Annotated in this window: 17 protein-coding genes; 10 read left to right on the top strand and 7 right to left on the bottom strand. The window is 72.2% G+C overall.

The genetic code is table 11. From position 1 onward, the window contains the following. Nucleotides 1–3: 3 nt before the first annotated feature. A complete protein-coding gene (locus tag ABZX40_RS05715) occupies nucleotides 4–594 on the bottom strand; it encodes a hypothetical protein (protein ID WP_355737674.1) in 591 nt (196 codons plus the stop codon). 188 nt (nucleotides 595–782) lie between these two features. Here ABZX40_RS05715 and ABZX40_RS05720 point away from each other — a divergent pair, with 188 nt between their 5' ends. The 3 genes from ABZX40_RS05720 (at nucleotide 783) to hutH (ending at nucleotide 4,711) form a co-directional block, all read left to right on the top strand. After that, complete coding sequence (locus ABZX40_RS05720) at nucleotides 783–1,586, top strand: enoyl-CoA hydratase-related protein (protein ID WP_355737671.1); 804 nt, start codon at nucleotides 783–785, stop codon at nucleotides 1,584–1,586. A 340-nt stretch (nucleotides 1,587–1,926) separates the two neighbouring features. After that, on the top strand, nucleotides 1,927–3,096 hold the full coding sequence (locus ABZX40_RS05725) for a diguanylate cyclase (protein ID WP_355737668.1): 1,170 nt from the start codon (nucleotides 1,927–1,929) through the stop codon (nucleotides 3,094–3,096). A 76-nt stretch (nucleotides 3,097–3,172) separates the two neighbouring features. Further along, nucleotides 3,173–4,711: a histidine ammonia-lyase gene (gene hutH, locus ABZX40_RS05730; protein WP_355737869.1), complete on the top strand. Its 1,539-nt coding sequence runs from the start codon at nucleotides 3,173–3,175 to the stop codon at nucleotides 4,709–4,711. 83 nt (nucleotides 4,712–4,794) lie between these two features. Here the strand turns inward: hutH and ABZX40_RS05735 are convergent, their stop codons facing one another. Both ABZX40_RS05735 and ABZX40_RS05740 read right to left on the bottom strand, forming a co-directional pair. Continuing rightward, nucleotides 4,795–5,592: a hypothetical protein gene (locus tag ABZX40_RS05735; RefSeq protein WP_355737665.1), complete on the bottom strand. Its 798-nt coding sequence runs from the start codon at nucleotides 5,590–5,592 to the stop codon at nucleotides 4,795–4,797. A gap of 32 nt (nucleotides 5,593–5,624) precedes the next feature. Next, nucleotides 5,625–5,951: an LPXTG cell wall anchor domain-containing protein gene (locus tag ABZX40_RS05740; protein WP_355737662.1), complete on the bottom strand. Its 327-nt coding sequence runs from the start codon at nucleotides 5,949–5,951 to the stop codon at nucleotides 5,625–5,627. A gap of 109 nt (nucleotides 5,952–6,060) precedes the next feature. On the opposite strand from ABZX40_RS05740, the gene ABZX40_RS05745 reads away from it, so the two are divergent. From ABZX40_RS05745 to ABZX40_RS05765, 5 genes are all read left to right on the top strand, one after another. Further along, nucleotides 6,061–6,537, top strand: a complete 477-nt coding sequence (locus ABZX40_RS05745) for a hypothetical protein (RefSeq protein WP_355737659.1) — start codon at nucleotides 6,061–6,063, stop codon at nucleotides 6,535–6,537. A 274-nt stretch (nucleotides 6,538–6,811) separates the two neighbouring features. Next, nucleotides 6,812–8,086, top strand: coding sequence for an Ig-like domain-containing protein (locus ABZX40_RS05750; RefSeq protein ID WP_355737656.1), 1,275 nt, complete (start codon nucleotides 6,812–6,814; stop codon nucleotides 8,084–8,086). 160 nt (nucleotides 8,087–8,246) lie between these two features. Continuing rightward, nucleotides 8,247–9,701 (top strand): ABC transporter permease, encoded by a 1,455-nt coding sequence (locus ABZX40_RS05755; protein ID WP_355737654.1) that lies wholly within the window; start codon nucleotides 8,247–8,249, stop codon nucleotides 9,699–9,701. A gap of 344 nt (nucleotides 9,702–10,045) precedes the next feature. Next, nucleotides 10,046–10,729, top strand: a complete 684-nt coding sequence (locus tag ABZX40_RS05760; RefSeq protein ID WP_355737867.1) for an ABC transporter ATP-binding protein — start codon at nucleotides 10,046–10,048, stop codon at nucleotides 10,727–10,729. A gap of 248 nt (nucleotides 10,730–10,977) precedes the next feature. Continuing rightward, nucleotides 10,978–14,289, top strand: coding sequence for a S8 family serine peptidase (locus ABZX40_RS05765; protein ID WP_355737652.1), 3,312 nt, complete (start codon nucleotides 10,978–10,980; stop codon nucleotides 14,287–14,289). A gap of 97 nt (nucleotides 14,290–14,386) precedes the next feature. Here ABZX40_RS05765 and ABZX40_RS05770 read toward each other — a convergent pair whose 3' ends face one another. Further along, nucleotides 14,387–15,301 (bottom strand): helix-turn-helix transcriptional regulator, encoded by a 915-nt coding sequence (locus ABZX40_RS05770; protein ID WP_355737865.1) that lies wholly within the window; start codon nucleotides 15,299–15,301, stop codon nucleotides 14,387–14,389. 221 nt (nucleotides 15,302–15,522) lie between these two features. Here ABZX40_RS05770 and ABZX40_RS05775 point away from each other — a divergent pair, with 221 nt between their 5' ends. Then, on the top strand, nucleotides 15,523–16,563 hold the full coding sequence (locus tag ABZX40_RS05775; protein WP_355737649.1) for an NAD(P)-dependent alcohol dehydrogenase: 1,041 nt from the start codon (nucleotides 15,523–15,525) through the stop codon (nucleotides 16,561–16,563). Between the two features lie 22 nt (nucleotides 16,564–16,585). Here ABZX40_RS05775 and ABZX40_RS05780 read toward each other — a convergent pair whose 3' ends face one another. The 3 genes from ABZX40_RS05780 to ABZX40_RS05790 are packed head-to-tail and all read right to left on the bottom strand — an operon-like array spanning nucleotide 16,586 to nucleotide 19,793. Continuing rightward, nucleotides 16,586–17,758, bottom strand: a complete 1,173-nt coding sequence (locus ABZX40_RS05780) for an iron ABC transporter permease (protein ID WP_355737646.1) — start codon at nucleotides 17,756–17,758, stop codon at nucleotides 16,586–16,588. Further along, a complete protein-coding gene (locus ABZX40_RS05785; protein ID WP_355737862.1) occupies nucleotides 17,755–18,753 on the bottom strand; it encodes an iron ABC transporter permease in 999 nt (332 codons plus the stop codon). The genes ABZX40_RS05780 and ABZX40_RS05785 overlap by 4 nt, the downstream gene beginning before the upstream one ends. After that, nucleotides 18,753–19,793 carry an iron-siderophore ABC transporter substrate-binding protein gene (locus tag ABZX40_RS05790; RefSeq protein ID WP_355737859.1) on the bottom strand — a complete coding sequence of 347 codons (1,041 nt, stop codon included), beginning with the start codon at nucleotides 19,791–19,793 and terminating at the stop codon, nucleotides 18,753–18,755. The genes ABZX40_RS05785 and ABZX40_RS05790 overlap by 1 nt, the downstream gene beginning before the upstream one ends. Nucleotides 19,794–19,954: 161 nt before the next feature. Between ABZX40_RS05790 and ABZX40_RS05795 the strand changes: the two genes are divergently transcribed. After that, the gene (locus ABZX40_RS05795) at nucleotides 19,955–20,335 is read left to right on the top strand and encodes a VOC family protein (protein ID WP_355737643.1); all 381 of its coding nucleotides are present in this window, start codon (nucleotides 19,955–19,957) and stop codon (nucleotides 20,333–20,335) included. The last annotated feature ends 135 nt before the right edge of the window (nucleotides 20,336–20,470 follow it).

The raw sequence follows: 20,470 nt of genomic DNA on the forward strand, positions 1-20,470 counted from the left end.
GCGTCAGCCGCCGAGGAGGCCGCCCAGGCAGAGGTTCAGCAGCGGGAGGCAGAGGCCGGGGTCGGCGGTTCCGTTGTCGTCGTCCGGGGGCTGTGACGGGGGCGGGGTGCTGCTCGGGGCGGGCGCCGGGCGGGACGGCTGGGGGGTGGGGGTGGGTGCCGGTGAGGGTGTTGTCGTGGGGGTGGGGATGCTGTCGTCGCGGGGTGGTGCGGCGGAGGGGCTTTTCGCGGCCTCTCCGGTGACGCTCTCGGAGGCGGGTGGGGCGCCTGGCTGACGGGACCCGGCGGAGGATCCGGAGGCCGCCGGACCCGGACGGGCCTCCCGGGTTTCCCGCCGGGTGTCCGGCCGGACCGCAGCCGCGGCCCCGGGCCCCGCCTGACCGGCCCGCACCCCACCGCTCCCGCTCCCGTCGTCGGCCGGTACGAGGCTCAGCGCGCCGATCGCGAGCGCCAGTCCGGTGACGGCGACGAGGATGCCGCGCGGGCGGGGGCGGCGGTGCCGTCCGCCGGGGGACAGGGGCCAGAACCGCGGGGTTGTACGGGTTCCTGTGGATGTGTCCGCCCGCTTTTCGGGCATGGCCGTCGTGTCCGTCATGGGTCCCCTCCCCGGTATGGCGGTGCGCACGCTATGGGCTCGTCCGGGTGAGGGGGCGCGGGTCCGGTGGGATGTCACCCGAACGGGGTGCGGGGCGCTGTCGCGCGGGGCGGGCGGGTCTTTCCCCGGCCGGGCCCGGCTGCGATGATCGGGGCGTTGGAGTTAACCCGCGTTAACCGGAGGGTGTCATGGGCGGCGAGGAGCGGTTCGGGGAGTTCGTGGCGGTGCGGCGGCACGACGACGGCCATGTGGCGGAGCTGGTGCTCGACCGGCCACGGGCGATGAACGCGATGTCCCACGACCTGGCGCTGTCCCTAGCGGCGGCCTGCGCGGCGCTGGGGGCGGACCGGGACGTACGGGCCGTGGTGCTGACCTCGACGCACGAACGGGCGTTCTGTGTCGGGGCGGACCTCAAGGAGCGGAACGGGCTGAGCGACGCCGAGCTGGTGCGGCGGCGGCCGGTGTCGCGCGGGGCGTACACGGGGGTGCTGGAGCTGCCGATGCCGACGGTGGCGGCGGTGCACGGGTTCGCGCTGGGCGGCGGTTTCGAACTGGCGCTGTCCTGCGATGTGATCGTGGCCGACGGGACGGCGGTGGTGGGGCTGCCGGAGGTGTCGGTGGGGGTGATTCCGGGGGGCGGCGGTACGCAGTTGCTGCCGCGGCGGGTGGGGGCGGCGCGGGCGGCGGAGCTGATCTTCACGGCGCGGCGGGTGGAGGCGGTGGAGGCGCGGGAGCTGGGGCTGGTGGATGTGCTGGTGGAGGAGGGACGGGACCGGGAGGAGGCGCTGGCGCTGGCGTCGCGGATCGCCGCGAACTCTCCCGTGGGGTTGCGGGCGGCGAAGCGGGCGCTGCGGGTGGGACACGGGCTGGACCTCCGGTCCGGGCTGGAGGTGGAGGACGCGGCGTGGCACACGGTGGCGGTCTCGGGGGACCGCGCGGAGGGGGTCGCGGCGTTCACGGAGAAACGGAGGCCGGTGTGGCCGGGGGAGTGAGGGGGCTGCCGCCGGGGAAGCGGGGTTGGGGCGTGTCACTCATGGCGTTGGCGGGTGCCGCCGGGGAGGCGGGCGCAGGGGGTGTCACTCACCGCGTTGGCGGGGTGCCGCCGCGCCCACCCGTGCCGCCCTGCGGCACGACTGCCCGCGGCTAGGGGGGAGGCGGAGGACGCTGGGGCGGCGAGGTGGCTGGGCGGCGCGGAACAAAGCGGAGCAGGGCAGCGCCCTGCTTTTAGGGGCGCGGGGAACTGCGCGACCAGCCCCCACACACCCGCACCCGGCAATGCACATCAACCACCCCCCACCTCGCATTCCCCCCACTCATCCCTAACCTGGATGAATGGCAGAGGACACCCGGCTCGTCGGCATCGTTGCCCTGGCGCAGGCCATGGCCGCGGCCGGCACCCCGAGAGACGCGTACCGGGCGGCAGCCACCCGCGCGCGCCAAGCCCTGCGCGGCAGCTTCGCCGCCCTGTCGATATGGGAGCGCGAACTCGGCCGCCTCCGCGTCCTGGTCAACGTCGGAGACGACCTCGCGCCGGACGAGGAGGAGTTCCCGGACGCCGAGGCGTACCCCGTCCACCAGTTCCCGGAGATCACCGAGTTCCTGCACGAACGCTGGGCCGGCGGAGGCGCCCCGCACGCCTGGGTGGAGACCGCCGACGGCCCCGCCACCGGCCGCCCCGGCTACGTCCACCAGCGCGTCGCCGCCCTGCGCCGCCGGGGCCGCGGCTCCTGCGTCGTCGCCCCCCTCGTCCTGCACGGCCGGGCCTGGGGCGAGCTGTATGTCGCCCGCCCGGTCGGCGCACCCGTGTTCGACCGGGCGGACGCGGAGTTCGCCACCGTGCTCGCCTCCGTCGTGGCCGCCGGGATCGCGCAGACCGAGCGGCTGGAGGAGGCCCGCAGACTGGCGTTCACCGACTCGCTCACCGGGCTCGCCAACCGCCGCTGTGTCGATCTGCGGCTGGACGAGGCCGTCGAGCGCCATCGCCGGGACGCCACCGTCGTCAGCCTGGTCGTCTGCGACCTCAATGGGCTCAAGCGCGTCAACGACACCCAGGGGCACGCGGTGGGCGACCGGCTGCTGGAGCGGTTCGGGTCGGTGCTGTCGCTGTGCGGGGCGATGCTCCCCGGCGCCCTCGCCGCCCGGCTCGGCGGGGACGAGTTCTGTCTGCTCGCGGTCGGCCCCCCGGCCGACGACGTGGTGAAGGTCGCCGATGAGCTGTGCCGCCGCGCCGCCGAACTCGATCTGGGGGAAGGGGTCGCCTGCGGGGTGGCGTCCACGCAGGACGCGATCGGCCCGGTCCGCTCCGCCCGCCGGCTGTTCCGGCTCGCGGACGCCGCCCAGTACCGGGCCAAGGCGGAGCGCGCGGCGCAACCGGTCGTCGCCGGGCGCGAGGGCCCCGACGACCCCGTCGTACGCCTCGCCGACGCTCCCGCCCCTGCCCCCCGGCCCGGCGCCGAACGCCGCCGCTTCCGGGGCCGCGAACCGGAGGGCGGTGAGCGGTAAGGGTGCCGGTAAGGGGTGAACCCCGGCTCCACTGGTGACATCATCGCATTCACTGCGTACGCTCCTGAATATGGATATGCACACTGTGGTGGTGGGGACGTCGGGTACGACCGCGTCCGACGTACTCGCCGTGGCGCGCGGCGGCGCCCGGGTGGCGCTCTCCGACGAGGCGGTCGCCGCCCTCGCCGCGGCCCGCGGGATCGTGGAGGCGCTGGCCGCCAAGCCCGACCCGGTCTACGGGGTCTCCACCGGCTTCGGCGCCCTGGCCACCCGCCACATCGGCCCGGACCTGCGCACCCGGCTCCAGCGCAACATCGTCCGCTCGCACGCCGCCGGGATGGGTCCGCGGGTGGAGCGGGAGGTCGTCCGGGCGCTGATGTTCCTGCGGCTGAAGACCGTCTGCTCGGGCCGTACGGGCGTGCGGCCCGAGGTCGCGCGGACCATGGCCGATCTGCTCAACGCCCGCATCACCCCGGTCGTCCACGAGTACGGCTCCCTCGGCTGCTCCGGCGATCTCGCCCCGCTGTCCCACTGCGCCCTGGCCCTGATGGGCGAGGGCGAGGCGGAGGGGCCGGACGGCGCCGTCCGCCCGGCCGCCGAACTGCTCGCCGCGCACGGCATCGCCCCCGTCGAACTGCGCGAGAAGGAGGGCCTCGCCCTCCTCAACGGCACCGACGGCATGCTCGGCATGCTGCTGATGGCCCTCGCCGACCTCGACACCCTCTACACCTGCGCCGACATCACCGCCGCCCTCTCCCTGGAGGCGCTGCTCGGCACCGACAAGGTCCTCGCGCCCGAACTGCACGCCATCCGCCCGCACCCGGGCCAGGCCGCCAGCGCCGCCAACATGCTGGCCGTGCTGCGAGGATCGGGGCTGACCGGGCATCATCAGGACGACGCCCCCCGGGTCCAGGACGCCTACTCGGTGCGCTGCGGCCCCCAGGTCGCCGGGGCCGGCCGTGACACCCTCGCCCACGCCCGGCTGGTCGCCGACCGCGAACTCGCCGCCGCCGTCGACAATCCCGTCGTGTTGTCCGACGGACGGGTGGAGTCCAATGGGAACTTCCATGGGGCCCCGGTCGGTTATGTCCTCGACTTCCTCGCCATCGCCGTCGCCGATCTCGCCTCCATCGCCGAGCGCCGTACCGACCGGCTGCTCGACAAGAACCGCAGCCATGGGCTGCCGCCGTTCCTCGCCGACGACCCCGGGGTGGACTCCGGGCTGATGATCGCCCAGTACACCCAGGCCGCCCTGGTCAGCGAGCTGAAGCGGCTGGCCGTGCCCGCCTCCGCCGACTCCATCCCGTCCTCCGCGATGCAGGAGGACCATGTCTCCATGGGCTGGTCGGCCGCCCGCAAGCTGCGCACCGCCGTCGACAACCTCACCCGCGTCCTCGCCGTCGAGCTGTACGCCGCCACCCGCGCCGTCGAGCTGCGCACGGGCCTCACCCCCGCCCCGGCCACCCGCGCGATCATCACCGCCGTGCGCGCCGCCGGGGTCCAGGGCGCCGGTCCGGACCGCTTCCTCGCGCCCGACCTCGCCGCGGCCGATGCCTTCGTACGGGAGGGGGCGCTGGTCGCGGCGGCGGAGACGGTCACCGGGCCGCTCCACTGACGGGGCGGACGAAAGCTCCACCGACCGGGCGGACGAAAAGGGCCCTCCCATGGCGGAGGGCCCTTCCCGTGCCTACGGAATCGTTACTTCAGCTTGGCGAGCTGGGCCTCGGCGACCGGCGCCGGGACCTCGGTCGCGCCGCCCTGACCGCTGAGCGCCGCGATGTTCACCGTGAAGAACGTGGCGATCGTGCCGCCCTTGCGGACGACCTCCGCCTGAACCGTGACGGACTCGCCCTCGACGTCGATGTCCTCGTTGAACACCACCGACTCGTCGCCCCGGCCGGAGCCCTCGGCGGCGGTGACCTTGGTGACCTTCGTTTCCTCACCGGCGGCCGTCATGACGAAGCCGTCCCCGCACTCCTCGACCGCGTCGGAGACGGACTTCATGGCCTGCTCGGCGCCGTCACCGTCGTAGGACGACAGGCCCACGATGGTCATGTCGACGTCGAACGCCGCCGCCAGCGCGTCCTCGGCCTCGCCGAGGGACTCCTCGGTCAGCTCGGTCGAGGTCGGGTCCGGCTGCTCGGCCTCCTCGATGACGACATTGGCCGCGGTGGCGTCCGTGTCGCCGGGCGGGACGGCGGAGGTGACCCAGGCCAGGGGCTCGCAGGCCGCCTTGTCGACCTTGACCTCCGACTTGGCGACGAGTTCGTTCTCGGCGGCGGACTCGACCGTGTGGCCTTCGAGGTCCGCCGTGGTCAGCAGCAGCTTCTCCAGCTCCGCCGTGGTCAGTGCCTTCGCCGCCGCACCGGAGTCCTGGGACCCCTCCGCGTCCGTCGACCCGCTGTCCCCCGACTCCCCGCACCCCGTGATGAGGGCCAACGACAACGCGCTCACGGTGACCGTGGCGCTCAGCCGCGCCCTCGATGATCTCTTCATGAGCGGACTATGAAGAACGGGTCAAACAATCGTCAAATCTGAGGTGTGTACAGGCGGTCACGCCGTACCGAATACACCACGAAACCGGCGCCCACCGTCAGAAAGAGGGTGCCGCCGACGACATACGGGGTGCTGTCGAAGCTGCCGGTATTGGCCAGTTCCGTGCCCCCGCCGAGGTCGCCGGTGTCGGTGGCGGAGGGGTCGTCGGTGGTGATCGTGGCGATCCTGGCCTGGGTGGTGGGGGTCGTCGCGGGCGCGGGGTCGTCGTCCGTCGCATTGGCGGAGGGGACGAACCACAGGGCCCCCAGCAGGGCCCCCGCGGCGGCGGCGGTCAGCAACGGACGGCGGGCGGATGACACGGAATATCGATCCCCTTGTGACGCTGGCGAATTGGCCGTGTGGGGCGATGTTAGTGAAAGGCGCGGGTCACGGGAAAGTCACGGGAGCGGCTGGCCTTACGCTCCGACCATGAGCACACCAGAGACATCACGTTTTGTACGGCTTCGGGTGGACCTCGTGCTGGAGGTCGAGGACGCCGCCGCGGTGACCGGGGCCGCGCTGGCCAGGGTCGCGGGCGACGCGGAGCTGCCGGCGGCGGAGCGGTCGCACGCCGAGGCCGCTGTGAGCGAGGACACAGCCGAGGCGCTGGCGTATCTCGTGGACCCGTTCGACCTGGTCGGCGAGGTCCCCGGGGTCGAGCTGCACCAGGCGTCCTGGAGCAGCGAGCGGATCGTCTACGACCCGGACGCACCGGACTGGGAGGCCGACGAGGACGCAGACGGCGACGACGGCTACGACGGCGACGCGGAGTACACGGCGGACGACGAGGAATACGAGTCGTACGACGCCTACGGCACCGATGACGCCGTCGACGCCGATGGCGCGGACGGTGCGCACGGGAACGGCGGCAGCACCGTGACCCCGCTCCGGGCGGCGACCCGCTAGCACCCGCGGACGCGCTCCCGGACGCGCTCCCGGACGCGCCGGGCCGGGGCAAAGTCCCGGTAAAAGTCTGAGGGTTTCAGGGCCCCGGGCGGGAACCACCGCCCGGGGTTTTCCCGTCTCACCTGGCGCACGGACCGATGTGCGCCACCCGGATCTCGCGGACGTGGTGCGCCCCACACAGCCCAGGCATGGGGAACGGGATGAACCGGTCGTAGCGTTGAAGGTCTGGACGGGGACTCTCGGGGTACTGCGTGGTACCGGGGAATCGGCAGTGATGGAGAAGCGTGTGATGACGAACAGCAAGCGGCGCAGGGGCCTCACGGTCGCGTCCGCTCTGCTCGGCGGTGTGCTGGTGCTCTCTGCGTGTTCCGGTGACGGGGGCGACGGCTCCTCCTCCGGAGAGGGGGGCGGCGACAGCAGCTCACAGGCCAAGGTCGACGAGGCGGCGGCGCAGAAGACCTCCGAGGCCCAGATCAAGATCACACCCGAGGACGGCTCGGCCAACGCCTCCATCAACAATTCCGCCGCGGTCACGGTCAGTAAGGGCACCCTGACCAAGGTGACCATGACGACCACCGAGGGGACGGCGGTCGCGGGCGAGATATCCGCCGACAAGACCAGCTGGAAGCCCACCGACCAGCTGGAGCGCTCCACCTCCTACAAGGTCCAGGTCACCGCCGAGGACGGCGAGGGCCGCGCGGCCCACGAGAACGCCTCGTTCACCACGGTCTCCCCGGACAACAGCTTCATCGGCACCTTCACCCCGGAGGACGGTTCCACGGTCGGGGTGGGCATGCCGGTCTCGATCACCTTCGACAAGGCGATCACCAACAAGGCCGAGGTCCAGCAGGGGGTCACGGTCAGCAGCAGCAGCGGCCAGGAGGTCGTCTGCCACTGGTTCAGCGCCAACCGCATGGACTGCCGCCCCGACGACTACTGGCAGGAGGACTCCACCGTCACGCTGAAGCTGGCGCTCGACGGTGTCGAGGGTGCCGACGGGGTCTTCGGGGTCCAGCAGAAGACGGTCTCCTTCACCATCGGCCGTAACCAGGTCTCGATCGTCGACGCCAAGACCAAGCAGATGAAGATCACCCAGGACGGCAGGACCGTCAAGACCATCCCGATCTCCGCGGGCGCCCCCGAGACCAAGACCTACCAGGGTCAGATGGTGATCTCCGAGAAGTTCAAGGAGACCCGGATGAACGGCGCGACGGTCGGCTTCACCGACGACGACGGCCAGGGCGAGTACGACATCAAGGACGTCCCGCACGCCATGCGGCTGTCGACCTCCGGCACCTTCATCCACGGCAACTACTGGGGCGCGAAGTCCATCTTCGGCAGCGTCAACACCAGCCATGGCTGTGTCGGTCTGTCGGACACCAAGGGCGCCAACGACTCCGGTACGCCCGGCGCCTGGTTCTTCGACAACTCGATCATCGGCGATGTGGTGGTCGTCCAGAACACCGGCGACAAGACCATCGCCCCGGACAACGGCCTGAACGGCTGGAACATGGACTGGACCCAGTGGAAGGCGGGTTCGGCGGTCTGATCCGATCTGACGCCGCGTCCGCCACCTAGCCGATGAGTGCCGCTCCCTGACGGGGGCGGCACTCCGCGCGTGGGCCCTTTGCGGGAGCTGTACGGGCTTCTCATGCTCCTCTTATCCGGGCCTTATGCCGCCATCACGGTGCCTCCCTACTTTTCGGCGCATGTTCTTCACCTATCTGAGGCGCGAGCTGCGCCGCCGCAGGAAGGCGGCCCTTGTCGTCGCCTCCGGACTGGCGCTGGGAATAGCGCTGGTCATCGTGGTCAACTCCGTGTCGTCGGGCATGGGCAAGGCCCAGGACAAGGTGCTGGAGTCCCTCTACGGGCTCGGCACCGATATGACGGTCACCAAGGCCGCCGCACAGCCCACCGGCGAGGACGGCGAACGTCCGCGCTTCCAGTTCGACGCGGGTGAAGAGGGATCCGAGGAGCAGAGCAGCGACCGGGTCCTGGTCCAGGGCTTCGAGACCCTGGCCGCCTCGACCGTCGGCGAGGTCGGCGAGCAGACCGGCGTCTCCGACGCGGTCGGCGGGCTGAGCCTCCAGGTCATGAAGGTCAACGGGGAGTTCACCCAGGGCCAGTTCCAGCCGGGCGAGGGCGGTATGCCCACCGCTCCCGGCGAGGGCGGCGGCACGGGCGGCGAGGGCCGGGTCGAGGGCGGCGGCGCCAGCTTCGACGTCAACAGCTACTCGGTCTACGGCACGGATGTCGCCCAGCAGGAGCTGGGCCCCCTGACCACCTCGAAGATCACCAGCGGCCGTACCTTCGAGTCCGGCGAGACCGACGCCAAGGTGGCGGTCGTGGACGCCGCCTACGCCCAGGAGAACGACCTCAAGGTCGGCTCGGACGTCACCATCAAGGACGTCACGTACGAGGTCGTCGGGGTCGCCACCGCCGACAGCGGTGACTCGACCGCCGATCTGTACGTCCCGCTGAAGCAGGCGCAGACGCTCAGCGACTCCGCGGACAAGATCACCACGATCTATGTCCAGGCGAGCGACTCCCAGCAGATCGAGTCCGTGAAGTCGGAGATCCAGAAGAACATCTCCGGGACGACGGTGACGACCTCCGCGGATCTCGCGGACACGGTGTCCGGGTCGCTGTCCACGGCGGCGGACCTGGCGACCAGCGTCGGCAAGTGGCTGTCCGTCGCGGTGCTCCTCGCCGCGTTCCTGGTGGCCGGGCTGCTGACCTCGTCGGCGGTGTCGCGGCGGGTGCGGGAGTTCGGCACGCTGAAGGCGCTCGGCTGGAAGTCGGGGCGGGTGACCCGGCAGGTGATCGGCGAGGCCATGGTCAACGGGCTCGTCGGCGGGGCGCTGGGGATCGCGGTCGGGCTGGCCGGCGCGTATGTGGTGACGGCGGTGTCGCCGACGCTCCAGGCGGAGCTGGGCGGCGGGGAGGCGGCGGGGCCGGGCGGGGGCGGTGGCCGGATGATGGCGGCGGCCGGCGGCCCGGGTGCGTCCCGCACCCTCGAAGTCGCCCTGACGGCGCCGGTGTCGGTGACGACGATCGCGCTGGCGGTGGGGCTCGCGGTGGCGGGCGGGCTGATCGCGGGCGCGTTCGGCGGCTGGCGCGCGAGCCGGCTCCGCCCGGCGGACGCGTTGCGACGCGTGGAGTAGCGGGCCTCAGCGGCAGCGGGGGTGGGCGCGACGCTCACCCGCGCGAGCGGGGTGCCTCCCCCAGAGGGGGTACCCCCAGCGCCCACCCTCCCCCACGCTCGGCTTCGCTCGCGCGGGGGGACCCCCATCGCCCCAGCGGCACGACTGCCCGCGGCTGAGCGGGTTTTGAGGGGCGCGGGGAACCGCGCACGGCCGGGGCACCCGCTCCGGATTGTCACGCGGCCGACTGCAACGCCCTGCTTCCAGGGGCGCTGGGGGTGCCCCCTCTGGGGGAGGAACTGCGCGACCAGCCCCCACCCACCGCACCCGAACGAACAACCCTCACCACCCAGGAGCCACCCACCATGTACGAACTACGCGCCGTCACCAAGACATACAAGCGCGGCAAGCAGTCCATCCACGCGCTCGCCGGGATCGATCTCACCATCGCCGACGGGGACCGTCTGGTCATCCAGGGCCCCACCGGCGGCGGCAAGTCCACCCTGCTCCAGATGCTCGGCGGGCTGGACCGCCCCTCGTCGGGGGAGGTCGTCCTCGACGGGACCGACCTCGCCCGCCTCCCGGAGGCCCGTCTCACCAAGGTCCGCAGCGAGAGCATCGGGTTCGTCTTCCAGAGCTTCAACCTCATCCCCACCCTCAACGCCCAGGAGAACGTGGAGACCGCGCTCGTCCCGCTCGGCATCAAGGCCAAGGACCGCGCCGAACGCGCCGCCGAGGCACTGTCGTCGGTCGGGCTCGGCGAACGCCTCGGGCATCTGCCCGGCGAGATGTCCGGCGGCCAGCAGCAGCGCGTCGCCATCGCCCGCGCCCTGGTCAAGCGCCCCAAGGTGCTGCTGGCCGACGAACCCACCGGCAACCTCGACGAGTCGATGCGCGACGAGATCATGGACGTACTGGAGACCATGTGGAAGGAGCACGGGCTGACCTTCATCATGGTCACCCACGACTCCGCCATCGCCCGCAAGGCCCCCCGGGTCGCCACCATCCGCAAGGGGAAGATCTCCGTCAAGGAGAACCCCCAGGCCTGAGCCGCGCCGCCCGTCGCGCGCCCCCGTCACGCCCCGGCGCCTGCGACGACATACATCCGCAACACACGCGCCCCACAGGCGACTTATAGCGAAGTCGTGACAGAGACCCCTATTGAGGTGCGTGATCACCCCCCGGCATACTGCGACGTCCGGGGGGTGTACGCGCACATGTACGAGACCGCCCCCGGCCGGGTGAACACCCATGGGAGCCCGGTACCTCGTCTCCAGGGGGAGTTTTGCGCAGACAAGTGAAAAGAGCGGGCGCGGCGACCGTCGCCACCGCCGCGGCCGTGGTCCTCGCGGCGGGCCTGACCAGCCCGGCAGCCGCGAAGCCCGCAGCGGACGCGGTCGGCGGCGGCGTTCCCTCGTCCACCGGCAAACAGCGGGTCACGCTGATCACCGGCGACCGGGTGAGCCTCGACGCCAAGGGCCGCGTCGTCGGCCTGGAGCCCGCGAAGGGCCGTGAGCGCATACCCGTGCAGATCCGCAAGGCGGACGGGCACACGCTGGTGATCCCCGCCGACGCGGCCAAGCTGGTCGCCACCGGCAAGCTCGACCAGCGGCTGTTCGATGTCACCGAGCTGAACGAGGCCGCGACCCGCAAGGCCCAGAAGAACGGCCTGAAGGTCATCGTCGGCTACCAGGGCGCCGCCGCCGCGACCAAGTCGGACGTCCGCGACGCGGGCACCCTGCGGCGCAGCCTGACGTCCCTGAACGCGGACGCCGTGCAGGCCCCGAAGGACGACACGGCCGATCTGTGGGCCGCCGTCACCAACGGCGACCGCACCGCCTCCGGCATCGCCCATGTCTGGCTCGACGGCGTCCGCGAGGTCGCCCTCGACAAGTCCGTGCCCCAGATCGGCGCCCCCAAGGCATGGGCCAAGGACTTCGACGGCAAGGGCGTCAAGATCGCCGTCCTCGACACCGGCGTGGACACCAACCATGACGATCTGAAGAACCAGGTCGTCGCGTCGAAGAACTTCACCGCCGCCGCCGACGCCGGTGACAAGTACGGCCACGGCACCCATGTCGCGTCCATCGCGGCCGGTACCGGCGCCAAGTCCGGCGGCAAGTTCAAGGGGGTCGCGCCCGGCGCGCAGATCCTCAACGGCAAGGTCCTCGACGACAACGGCTACGGCGACGACTCCGGCATCCTCGCCGGGATGGAGTGGGCGGCCGAGCAGGGCGCCGGGGTCGTCAACCTCAGCCTCGGCGGCGGGGACACCCCCGAGGTCGACCCGCTGGAGGCGGCGGTCAACAAGCTGTCCGCCGAGAAGGGCATCCTGTTCGCCATCGCGGCGGGCAACGACGGCCCGGAGAGCGTCGGTTCGCCCGGCAGCGCGGACGCCGCCCTGACCGTCGGCGCCGTCGACGACCAGGACAAGCTGGCCGGCTTCTCCTCCACCGGCCCCCGGGTCGGCGACGGAGCGATCAAGCCGGATGTCACCGCGCCCGGTGTCGCCATCACCGCCGCCGCGGCCAAGGACAGCCTCATCGCCCGCGAGGTCGGCGAGAACCCGGCCGGGTATCTGACGATCGACGGTACGTCGATGGCCACCCCGCATGTCGCCGGTGCCGCCGCGATCCTCAAGCAGCAGCACCCGGACTGGACCTCCGCCCAGCTCAAGGGCGCCCTGACCGGCTCCACCAAGGGCGGCAACTACACCGCCTTCCAGCAGGGCTCGGGCCGGATCCAGGTCGACAAGGCGATCGAGCAGACGGTGATCGCCGAACCCGTCTCGGTCAGCTTCGGCACCCAGCAGTGGCCGCACACCGACGACACCCCGGTCACCAAGCAGGTCACCTACCGCAACCTCGGCACCGAGGACGTCACGCTCACCCTGAGCGCGACCGGCGTCAACCCCAAGGGCCAGGCGGCCCCCGCCGGGTTCTTCACCCTCGGCGCCACCCAGGTCACCGTCCCGAAGAACGGCGGCACCGCCTCCGTTCCGTTCACCGCCGACACCAGGCTCGGCGGCACCGTCGACGGCGCCTACTCGGCGTTCGTCACCGCCACCGGCGGCGGGCAGAGCATCCGCACCGCGGCGGCCGTGCAGCGCGAGGTGGAGTCGTACGACCTGACGGTCAAGCACCTCGACCGGGCCGGGAACGCGGCCAAGGACTACAGCACCAGTGTCATCGGCATCAACGGGCTCGGCGCGGGCAGGTGGCTGGGCGTCCACGACGCGGACGGCACCGCCACGGTCCGGGTCCCCAAGGGCGGCTACATCCTGGACTCCGCCCTGTTCGTCGACCCCGAGGACTTCTCCAAGGGCGCCGACTGGCTGGCCCAGCCCAAGCTGACCATCAGCAAGAACACCACGGTCACCGTCGACGCCCGCAAGGCCAAGCCGGTCAGCATCCGTGTCCCGGACGCCGGTGCCGTCTCGTCCTTCGCCGCACCGGGCTACACCGTCGAGGCGGGCAACGCCTCCTACGGCTTCGGCTGGTGGCTGGAGTCGTACACCGGCTTCCGCAGCGCGCACCTCGGGCCGCAGATCACCGACGGGTCGCTGACCCAGCAGTGGGACGGGCACTGGGTCAAGGGCACGGACAAGCAGTGGTCCACCACCACCGGCTCCGCCGTCAAGCAGCTGGCCACCGGGTTCACCAAGCACTACAAGGCCGCCGACCTCGCCACCGTCAAGGTGGGCGCGGGCGCCCCGACCTCCGGCAAGACCGGCAGTGTCACGGCCATCGGCTGGCTGCCCGGCGTCTCCGGTGCCTCCGGGATCAGCGTCGAGCAGAAGCTGCCGGCCACCCGGACGCTGTATCTGTCCACGGTGAGCGGTGTGAAGTGGGACATCGACTTCGAGCAGTACGGTGCCCCGGACCCGGACGGCTGGCCGACCGTCGAGGCCGGCTACAGCGTCTCCTACGGGGAAGCCTTCAAGGGCGGCAAGAGCTACTCCAAGACCGTGAACCGGGCCGTCTTCGGACCGACCCTGACCCAGGGCTTCGGGGTGTTCCGGGAGGGCAACGAGATCACCGGCATGATCCCGCTGTTCGCCGACTCCAAGCGCAACCCCGGGTCGTCCCTGCTGACCTCGTCGGCGACGACCCTGTACCGTAACGGCACCAAGGTCCGCACCAGCAGCGATCCGCTGACCGGCATGGACCCGTTCAAGGTCCCCTCGGGTGACGCCGAGTACAAGCTGACGACCTCGGTGAAGCGGACCACCAAGGTGGCCGCCGCCTCCACCCGGATCGACGCCAGCTGGACCTTCCGCTCCAAGAAGACCTCCGGGTGGAGCGCGCTGCCCGTCTCCACGGCACGGTTCCACGCGCCGACCGGGGCGGACAGCAAGGTCACCGCGGGCAGCACGCTGTCCGTGCCGGTGGTGGTCGAGGGCGCGGCCAAGGGCAGCAACCTGAAGTCGCTGGCCGTGTACGTGTCGTACGACTACGGGCAGACCTGGAAGAAGCTGACCGTCCGGGACGGCAAGGTCTCCGTGAAGAGCCCGGCCAAGGGCAAGGCGATCTCCTTCCACGCCAAGATCAGCGACAAGAAGAACAACAAGTCGACGATCTCGATCTACAACGCGTACTACGGGAAGTAAGCAGTAGGCAGTAAGCCGCAGTACGTCCGCCGGCCCGCAGTCGTTCTTCTCGACAACTGCGGGCCGGTCGTCTTTCGCGCGGGGACCGCCGGGACCGTCAGACGGTCGTCGCCCGCGCTGCCGCGTCCGCGCCCCAGCTCGCCAGCAGCTGGAGGGACTCGGCCGACGCGGTGTCCGGGGCCGCGTGATAGGTGATCAGGGCCTGCTCGGGGTCGGCGGCGGGGCGGAACGACTCGAAGTGCAGATCCAGCCGCCCCACCAGCGGATGGTGCAGATGCTTGACGCCATGGGTCTTCTCCTTGACGTCATGGGTGGCCCACAGCCGCCGGAAGTCCTCGCTCTTCACCGACAACTCGCCCACCAGCACCGACAGCCGCTGATCGTCCGGGTAGCAGCCCGCGTCCATCCGCAGCTGGCAGACCACGTCGATCGCCTTCTGCTCCCAGTCGACGAAGAGATCCTGGTAGTCCGGGCGCAGAAACACCAGCCGGGCCCAGTTGCGCTCCCGCTCCGGCAGCGCGCCCCAGTCGCCGAACACCGCCGCCGCCATCCCGTTCCACGCCAGGATGTCGGCGCGGCGGCCGACGATGTACGCCGGGACGCCGTCCAGGACGTCGAGCAGTTGCCGCAGCGCCGGGCGCACCTGCTGGGCCCCGCGCCCGGCCGGTTTCTTCTTGTGCTGCTTGGGCTTGGCCAGATGCGTCAGATGCGCGTGCTCGGCGTCGCTCAGCCGCAGCGCGCGGGCGATCGCGTCCAGCACCTCGGCCGACACATTGCGTCCGTTGCCCTGTTCCAGCCGGGTGTAGTACGCCACCGAGACGCCCGCGAGCTGGGCCAGCTCCTCGCGCCGCAGTCCGGGCACCCGGCGGTGCCGCCCGAAGTCGGGCAGCCCCACATCACCCGGCTTCAGCCGGGCACGCCGGGTGCGCAGAAACTCGCTCAGCTCGGCCCGGCGGTCCAGGGCCGCACCGGAGGCGGGCCGCTCCGGGACTCGTCCGGCCGTGGGGTCCATGGCATCCATACGCCCCAGTATTCCCGGTCGTAGGCCCAGGAGCCTGTCCCCGCCAGTAGTAGGCACAGCGGACGTACGCAAAGCCGTGACCTGGGTGGATGCGGCCCGGGGAGAGACCCTGGAGGGGCGTCCGGCGCGGTCCGACCGGATCGCGTCCCTCTCGTTGCTCCCTCTCGTTACTCCCTCTCTTCAATCCGTTTCTTCCGGAGGAGAACCCCGGCATGACCACCGTTGCCGCATACGCCGCCCCCGCAGCGAAGGCTCCCCTGGAGCGCACCACCATCGAGCGCCGGGCGGTCGGTGAGCACGACGTCCTGATCGACATCAAGTTCGCCGGAATCTGTCACTCGGACATCCATCAGGCCCGTGAGGGCTGGGGCGAGGCCATCTTCCCGATGGTCCCCGGCCATGAGATCGCGGGCATCGTCACCGAGGTCGGCCCCGGTGTCACCCGGCACGCGGTCGGCGACCGGGTCGGCGTCGGCTGCATGGTCGACTCCTGCCGCGTCTGCGAGAACTGCGAGGCCGGACTGGAGCAGTACTGCACCGGCGGCAATGTTATGACCTACAACGGCATCGGCAAGGACGGCGAGCCCACCTACGGCGGCTACGCGCGGACGATCGTCGTCGACGAGAACTACGTCCTGCGCATCCCCGAGGGCATCGGCCTGGACGAGGCCGCCCCGCTGCTCTGCGCGGGCATCACCACCTACTCCCCGCTGCGCCACTGGAACGCCGGGCCCGGCAAGAAGGTCGCGGTCGTCGGCCTGGGCGGCCTCGGCCACATGGCCGTCAAGCTCGCCCACGCGCTCGGCGCCGAGGTCACCGTGCTCTCGCAGTCCCTGCGCAAGCGCGACGACGGCCTCAAGCTGGGCGCCGACCACTACTACGCCACCAGCGACCCGACCACCTTCGCGGACCTCGCCGGCACCTTCGACCTGATCATCTCGACGGTGTCCGCGCCGCTGGACTTCGACGCCTATCTCTCGCTGCTGCGCACGGACGGGGCGCTGGTGAACGTCGGCGCCCCCGAGGAGCCGGTCTCCCTCAATCTGTTCTCGGTGATCAGCAACCGCAAGACCCTCGCCGGATCCGGCATCGGCGGCATCCCGGAGACCCAGGAGATGCTCGACTTCTGCGCCGAGCACGGCCTGGGCGCCGAGATCGAACTGATCCGCGCGGACCAGATCAACGAGGCGTACGAGCGGGTCCTCGCGAGCGATGTGCGGTACCGGTTCGTGATCGACACGGCGACGATCTGACCGGCCGGGGCGGGCGGACGGTTCAGCTCCCCTGCGTCCCCCGCCCGCCCCGCCGCCCCAGCAGCCACAGCAGATACGGCCCCCCGACCAGGGAGGTCAGCGCGCCGACCGGGATCTCCAGGGGCGGGAGCAGGGTCCGCGAGGCGAGATCGGCGGCGACCAGGATCACCGCGCCCGTCAGCGCCGAGCACAGCAGCGGCAGCTGGGGGGTCCTGGTCAGCCGTCGGGCCAGCTGCGGGGCGGTCAGGGCGACGAAGCCGATGGGCCCGGCGGCGCCGGTCGCCGTCGCGGCGAGGACGACGCCGAGCACGGTCAGGCCGAGGCGGGCCCGGTCCACCCGGACGCCCAGCGCCCCGGCGGTCTCCGGGTCCAGGCCCAGGGGGCGGATCGCCCGCCCGGCCCACACCAGCGCGGGCACGGCGGCGGCCAGGACGACGGCCAGCGGCCCGGCCTGCTCCCAGCCCCGCCCGTTGAGGCTGCCGGTGAGCCACAGCTTGATCTGCTCGGCGGCCTCCAGCTCGCTGTCCGTGAGATACAGCTGCACCACCGCCGACAGCGCCACCCCGATCCCCACCCCGGTCAGCACGAACCGGCTCGGCTGCATCCCGCCCCGCCAGGCCAGGACGTAGACCAGCGCGGCGGCGGCGAGCCCGCCCGCGACCGACACCACCGGCAGCGCCCCCGGCGACGCCACCAGCCCCGTCGCCAGCGCCAGCACGGTCGCGGCGGCGGCGCCGTGCCCCACGCCGATCACATCGGGGCTGGCCAGCGGATTGCGGGTGACGCTCTGGATCAGCGCCCCCGCCGCCCCCAGGGCCGCCCCCACCAGCGCCCCCAGCACGATCCGGGGCACCCGCAGCTGACCGACGACCAGTTGATGCCCGGTATCGCGGCCCCGCAGGGTCGCCCACACCTCCCCGGGCGGCACGAACGCCAGCCCCAGACACGCCGACGCCCCCATCACCAGCAGCAACAGCCCGGCGAGCGCGAGCGCGGTCCCCGCGGAGCGCCGGTGCAGGAGGAGGGAGACGCGGGTGCGGGGCGGGCGCAGGACCCAGTTTCCGGCGGGCGGCAGCGGCTTTCCCGGGTGTCGGGCGGGGGGTGCCGGGGTTCGGGGGTGGGGGGTGGCGGGTGCCGGGGTCCGGGGGTGGGAGGTGGTGGGTGCCGGAGTTCGAGGGCGGCCGGTGGGGGTCATGAGACAGCCCCCCGGCGCCGGACCAGCACCACCAGTACCGGTACGCCCACCAGCGCGGTCATCACGCCCGCCGGGATCTCCGCCGGGGCGCGGATCACCCGGCCCGCGACATCCGCCGCGACCAGCAGGCCCGCGCCGAGCAGTGCCGACAGCGGCAGGATCGTCCGGTGGCCGCCCCGGACCAGGCGGCGGGCCAGATGCGGGACGGCCAGGCCGACGAAGGCGATCGGGCCGGCCGCCGCCACGGCCGCCGCCGTCAGCAGGGTCGCCCCCAGCGCCGCCGCCGCCCGCACCCGCACCACCCGGTGCCCCAGCGCCGCCGCCGTCTCGTCGCCCAGCGCCAGCGCGTCCAGCCCCCGGGCGCACCCCAGCACCAGCACCGTCCCCGCCAGCAGGAACGGCAGCATCGACACCACCGTCCCGGCGTCCCGCCCGCTGAGCGAGCCGACCTGCCAGAACCGGAACTGGTCCAGGGTGGCCGAGCTGGAGGTGAGGACCACCGTGGTGCCGCCCGCCGCCATCGCCGACAGCGCGGTCCCGGCCAGCGCCAGCTTCACCGGCGTCGCCCCGCCCCGGCCGCGCGCGGCGATCCCGTACACCAGCACCGCCGCCACCACCGCTCCGGCGAAGGCGTACCAGACATGGCCGCCGAAGCCGCTCGCCAGGCCCAGGCCGATGGCGAGGACGACCCCGGCCGCCGCGCCCTGGGAGAGGCCGAGGATGCCGGGGTCGGCGAGCGGGTTGCGGGTGACCGCCTGGAGCGCGGCCCCGGCGAGCCCCAGCGCGGCCCCGGCGGCGAGCCCGACCTCGGTACGGGGCACCCGCAGCGACCGTACGACCAGCGCGTCCGGGGAGGTCCCGCCGGACAGCAGGGCGTCCAGCACCACCCCGGGCGGTATCGGCCGGGTGCCGACGGCGAGGCTCAGCACGGCGACGGCGGTCACCGCGAGGGCGGCGGCGGGCCAGACCAGGCCCCGCACGCCCGGTCTGCGGATCACGTCCCGAGCTGCTCGGCGAGCTGTCCGATCACCAGGCGGGCGGCGGTGGGACCGGCGTTGAGGTACCAGGGGTCGTCGTCCACCTGGATGGCCTGCCCGGCCTCGACCGCGCCCATCGACCGCCACAGCGGCCCGGCCAGCACACTCGCCGCGTCCGTCTCCTCCGCGTCGCCCTGCACCGAGTAGAAGATCCAGTCCCCGTCGGCCACATCGATGCTCTCGGCGCCGATGTCCTCCGAGATGGCGAGGAAGCGCTGGGACTCGGGCCGGGACAGGCCCATGTCGACGGCGATCGAACCGGTGAAGGAGGAGACACCGAACATCCGGGTGCGGTCCGGGGTGAAACGGACCATGGAGACGGCCGGTTCGCCCTCGATGGTCTCGCCCCGCTCGGCGGCGTCGGCGACGATCCCGTCCAGCAGCTCCTGCGCCGCCCGCCCCTGGCCGACGGCCTCGCCGACCAGCAGCAGATCCCGCTTCCAGTTGATGCCGTTGCCCGCGGTGATCACGGTCGGGGCGATCTGCGACAGCTCGGGGTACAGCTCGCCGAGGGAGTCGTTGGCGAGGATCAGCTCGGGCTCGGCGGCGGCCAGGGCCTCCAGATTGGGCGCGGAGCGGGTGCCCGCGTCGGTCATGCCGTCCAGCCGCTCCTTGTACTGCGGGAAGGCGTCGGCGAGGTAGTCGGGGACCAGTCCGGCGTTGTCGGCGCGGGTGGTGGCCGTCGGGACCAGGCCGAGGGTGAGCAGATCGTCGAGCTGGCCGGTGGAGAGCGCCGCGATCCGGGTCGGCTCGGCGGTGATCTCCGTACTGCCCTGGAAGTGCGTGACCGTGCGGGGGAACTCCCCGTCGGTGTCGGTGTCGGCGCCCATGCCGTCGGCCAGCGCGCTCGGCGCGGCGGAGGGACCCTCGGAGGCCCCGGCGACCGGGTTGCGGGCGCTGTCCGTGCCGCTCCCGCTCCCGGCGTCCCCGCCTCCGCCTCCGCCGTCGTCGGAGGAGCAGCCGGCGAGTACCGCGCCGGTGGCGAGGACGGCCACCATGGCCTGGATGGTCCTGCTTCGGAAAGTGCGCACGACGGGCTCCGGCGGAGGAGAGGGTAGGTAAGGGAAGGCTTACCTTAGCTTCTCTTCCTGTGTGATGGCGCCCGCCCCGGGGGATCCTGGAAGCAGGCTCGCGACCAGCCCCACAGGAGGCTCACGGCATGACCGTCCAGCTCAACCACACGATCGTCGCCGCCCATGACAAGCACGCCTCGGCCCGCTTCCTCGCCGATCTCCTCGGCCTCCAGGTCCGCCCGGAGTACGGCCCCTTCGTGCCGGTCGAGGTCCCCAACGGGGTCACCCTCGACTACATGGACACCAGCGGCCCCATCACCACCCAGCACTACGCCTTCCTGGTCTCGGAGGACGACTTCGACACCGTCTTCGACCGGATCCGGCGGGCCGGGCTCACCTACTGGGCCGACCCGTACCACCGCCGGGCGGGCGAGATCAATCACCTCGACGGCGGCCGGGGCGTGTACTTCGACGACCCGAACGGCCACAGCCTGGAGATTTTGACGCGGCCGTACGGCGGCGGCTGACCTCCGGTCCGGTTGATGACGGTGGTGGGGGTGGCTGACCTCCGGTCCGGTTCGCGACGGCGGCGGTGGCGGCCGGCCCTTGGCCCGGTCACGACCACCGCGGCGGCGGCCGACCTCCGGTCCGGTTCACGACCG

It is taken from the genome of Streptomyces sp. NPDC004610, from assembly GCF_040609715.1.
GTDB lineage: Bacteria > Actinomycetota > Actinomycetes > Streptomycetales > Streptomycetaceae > Streptomyces.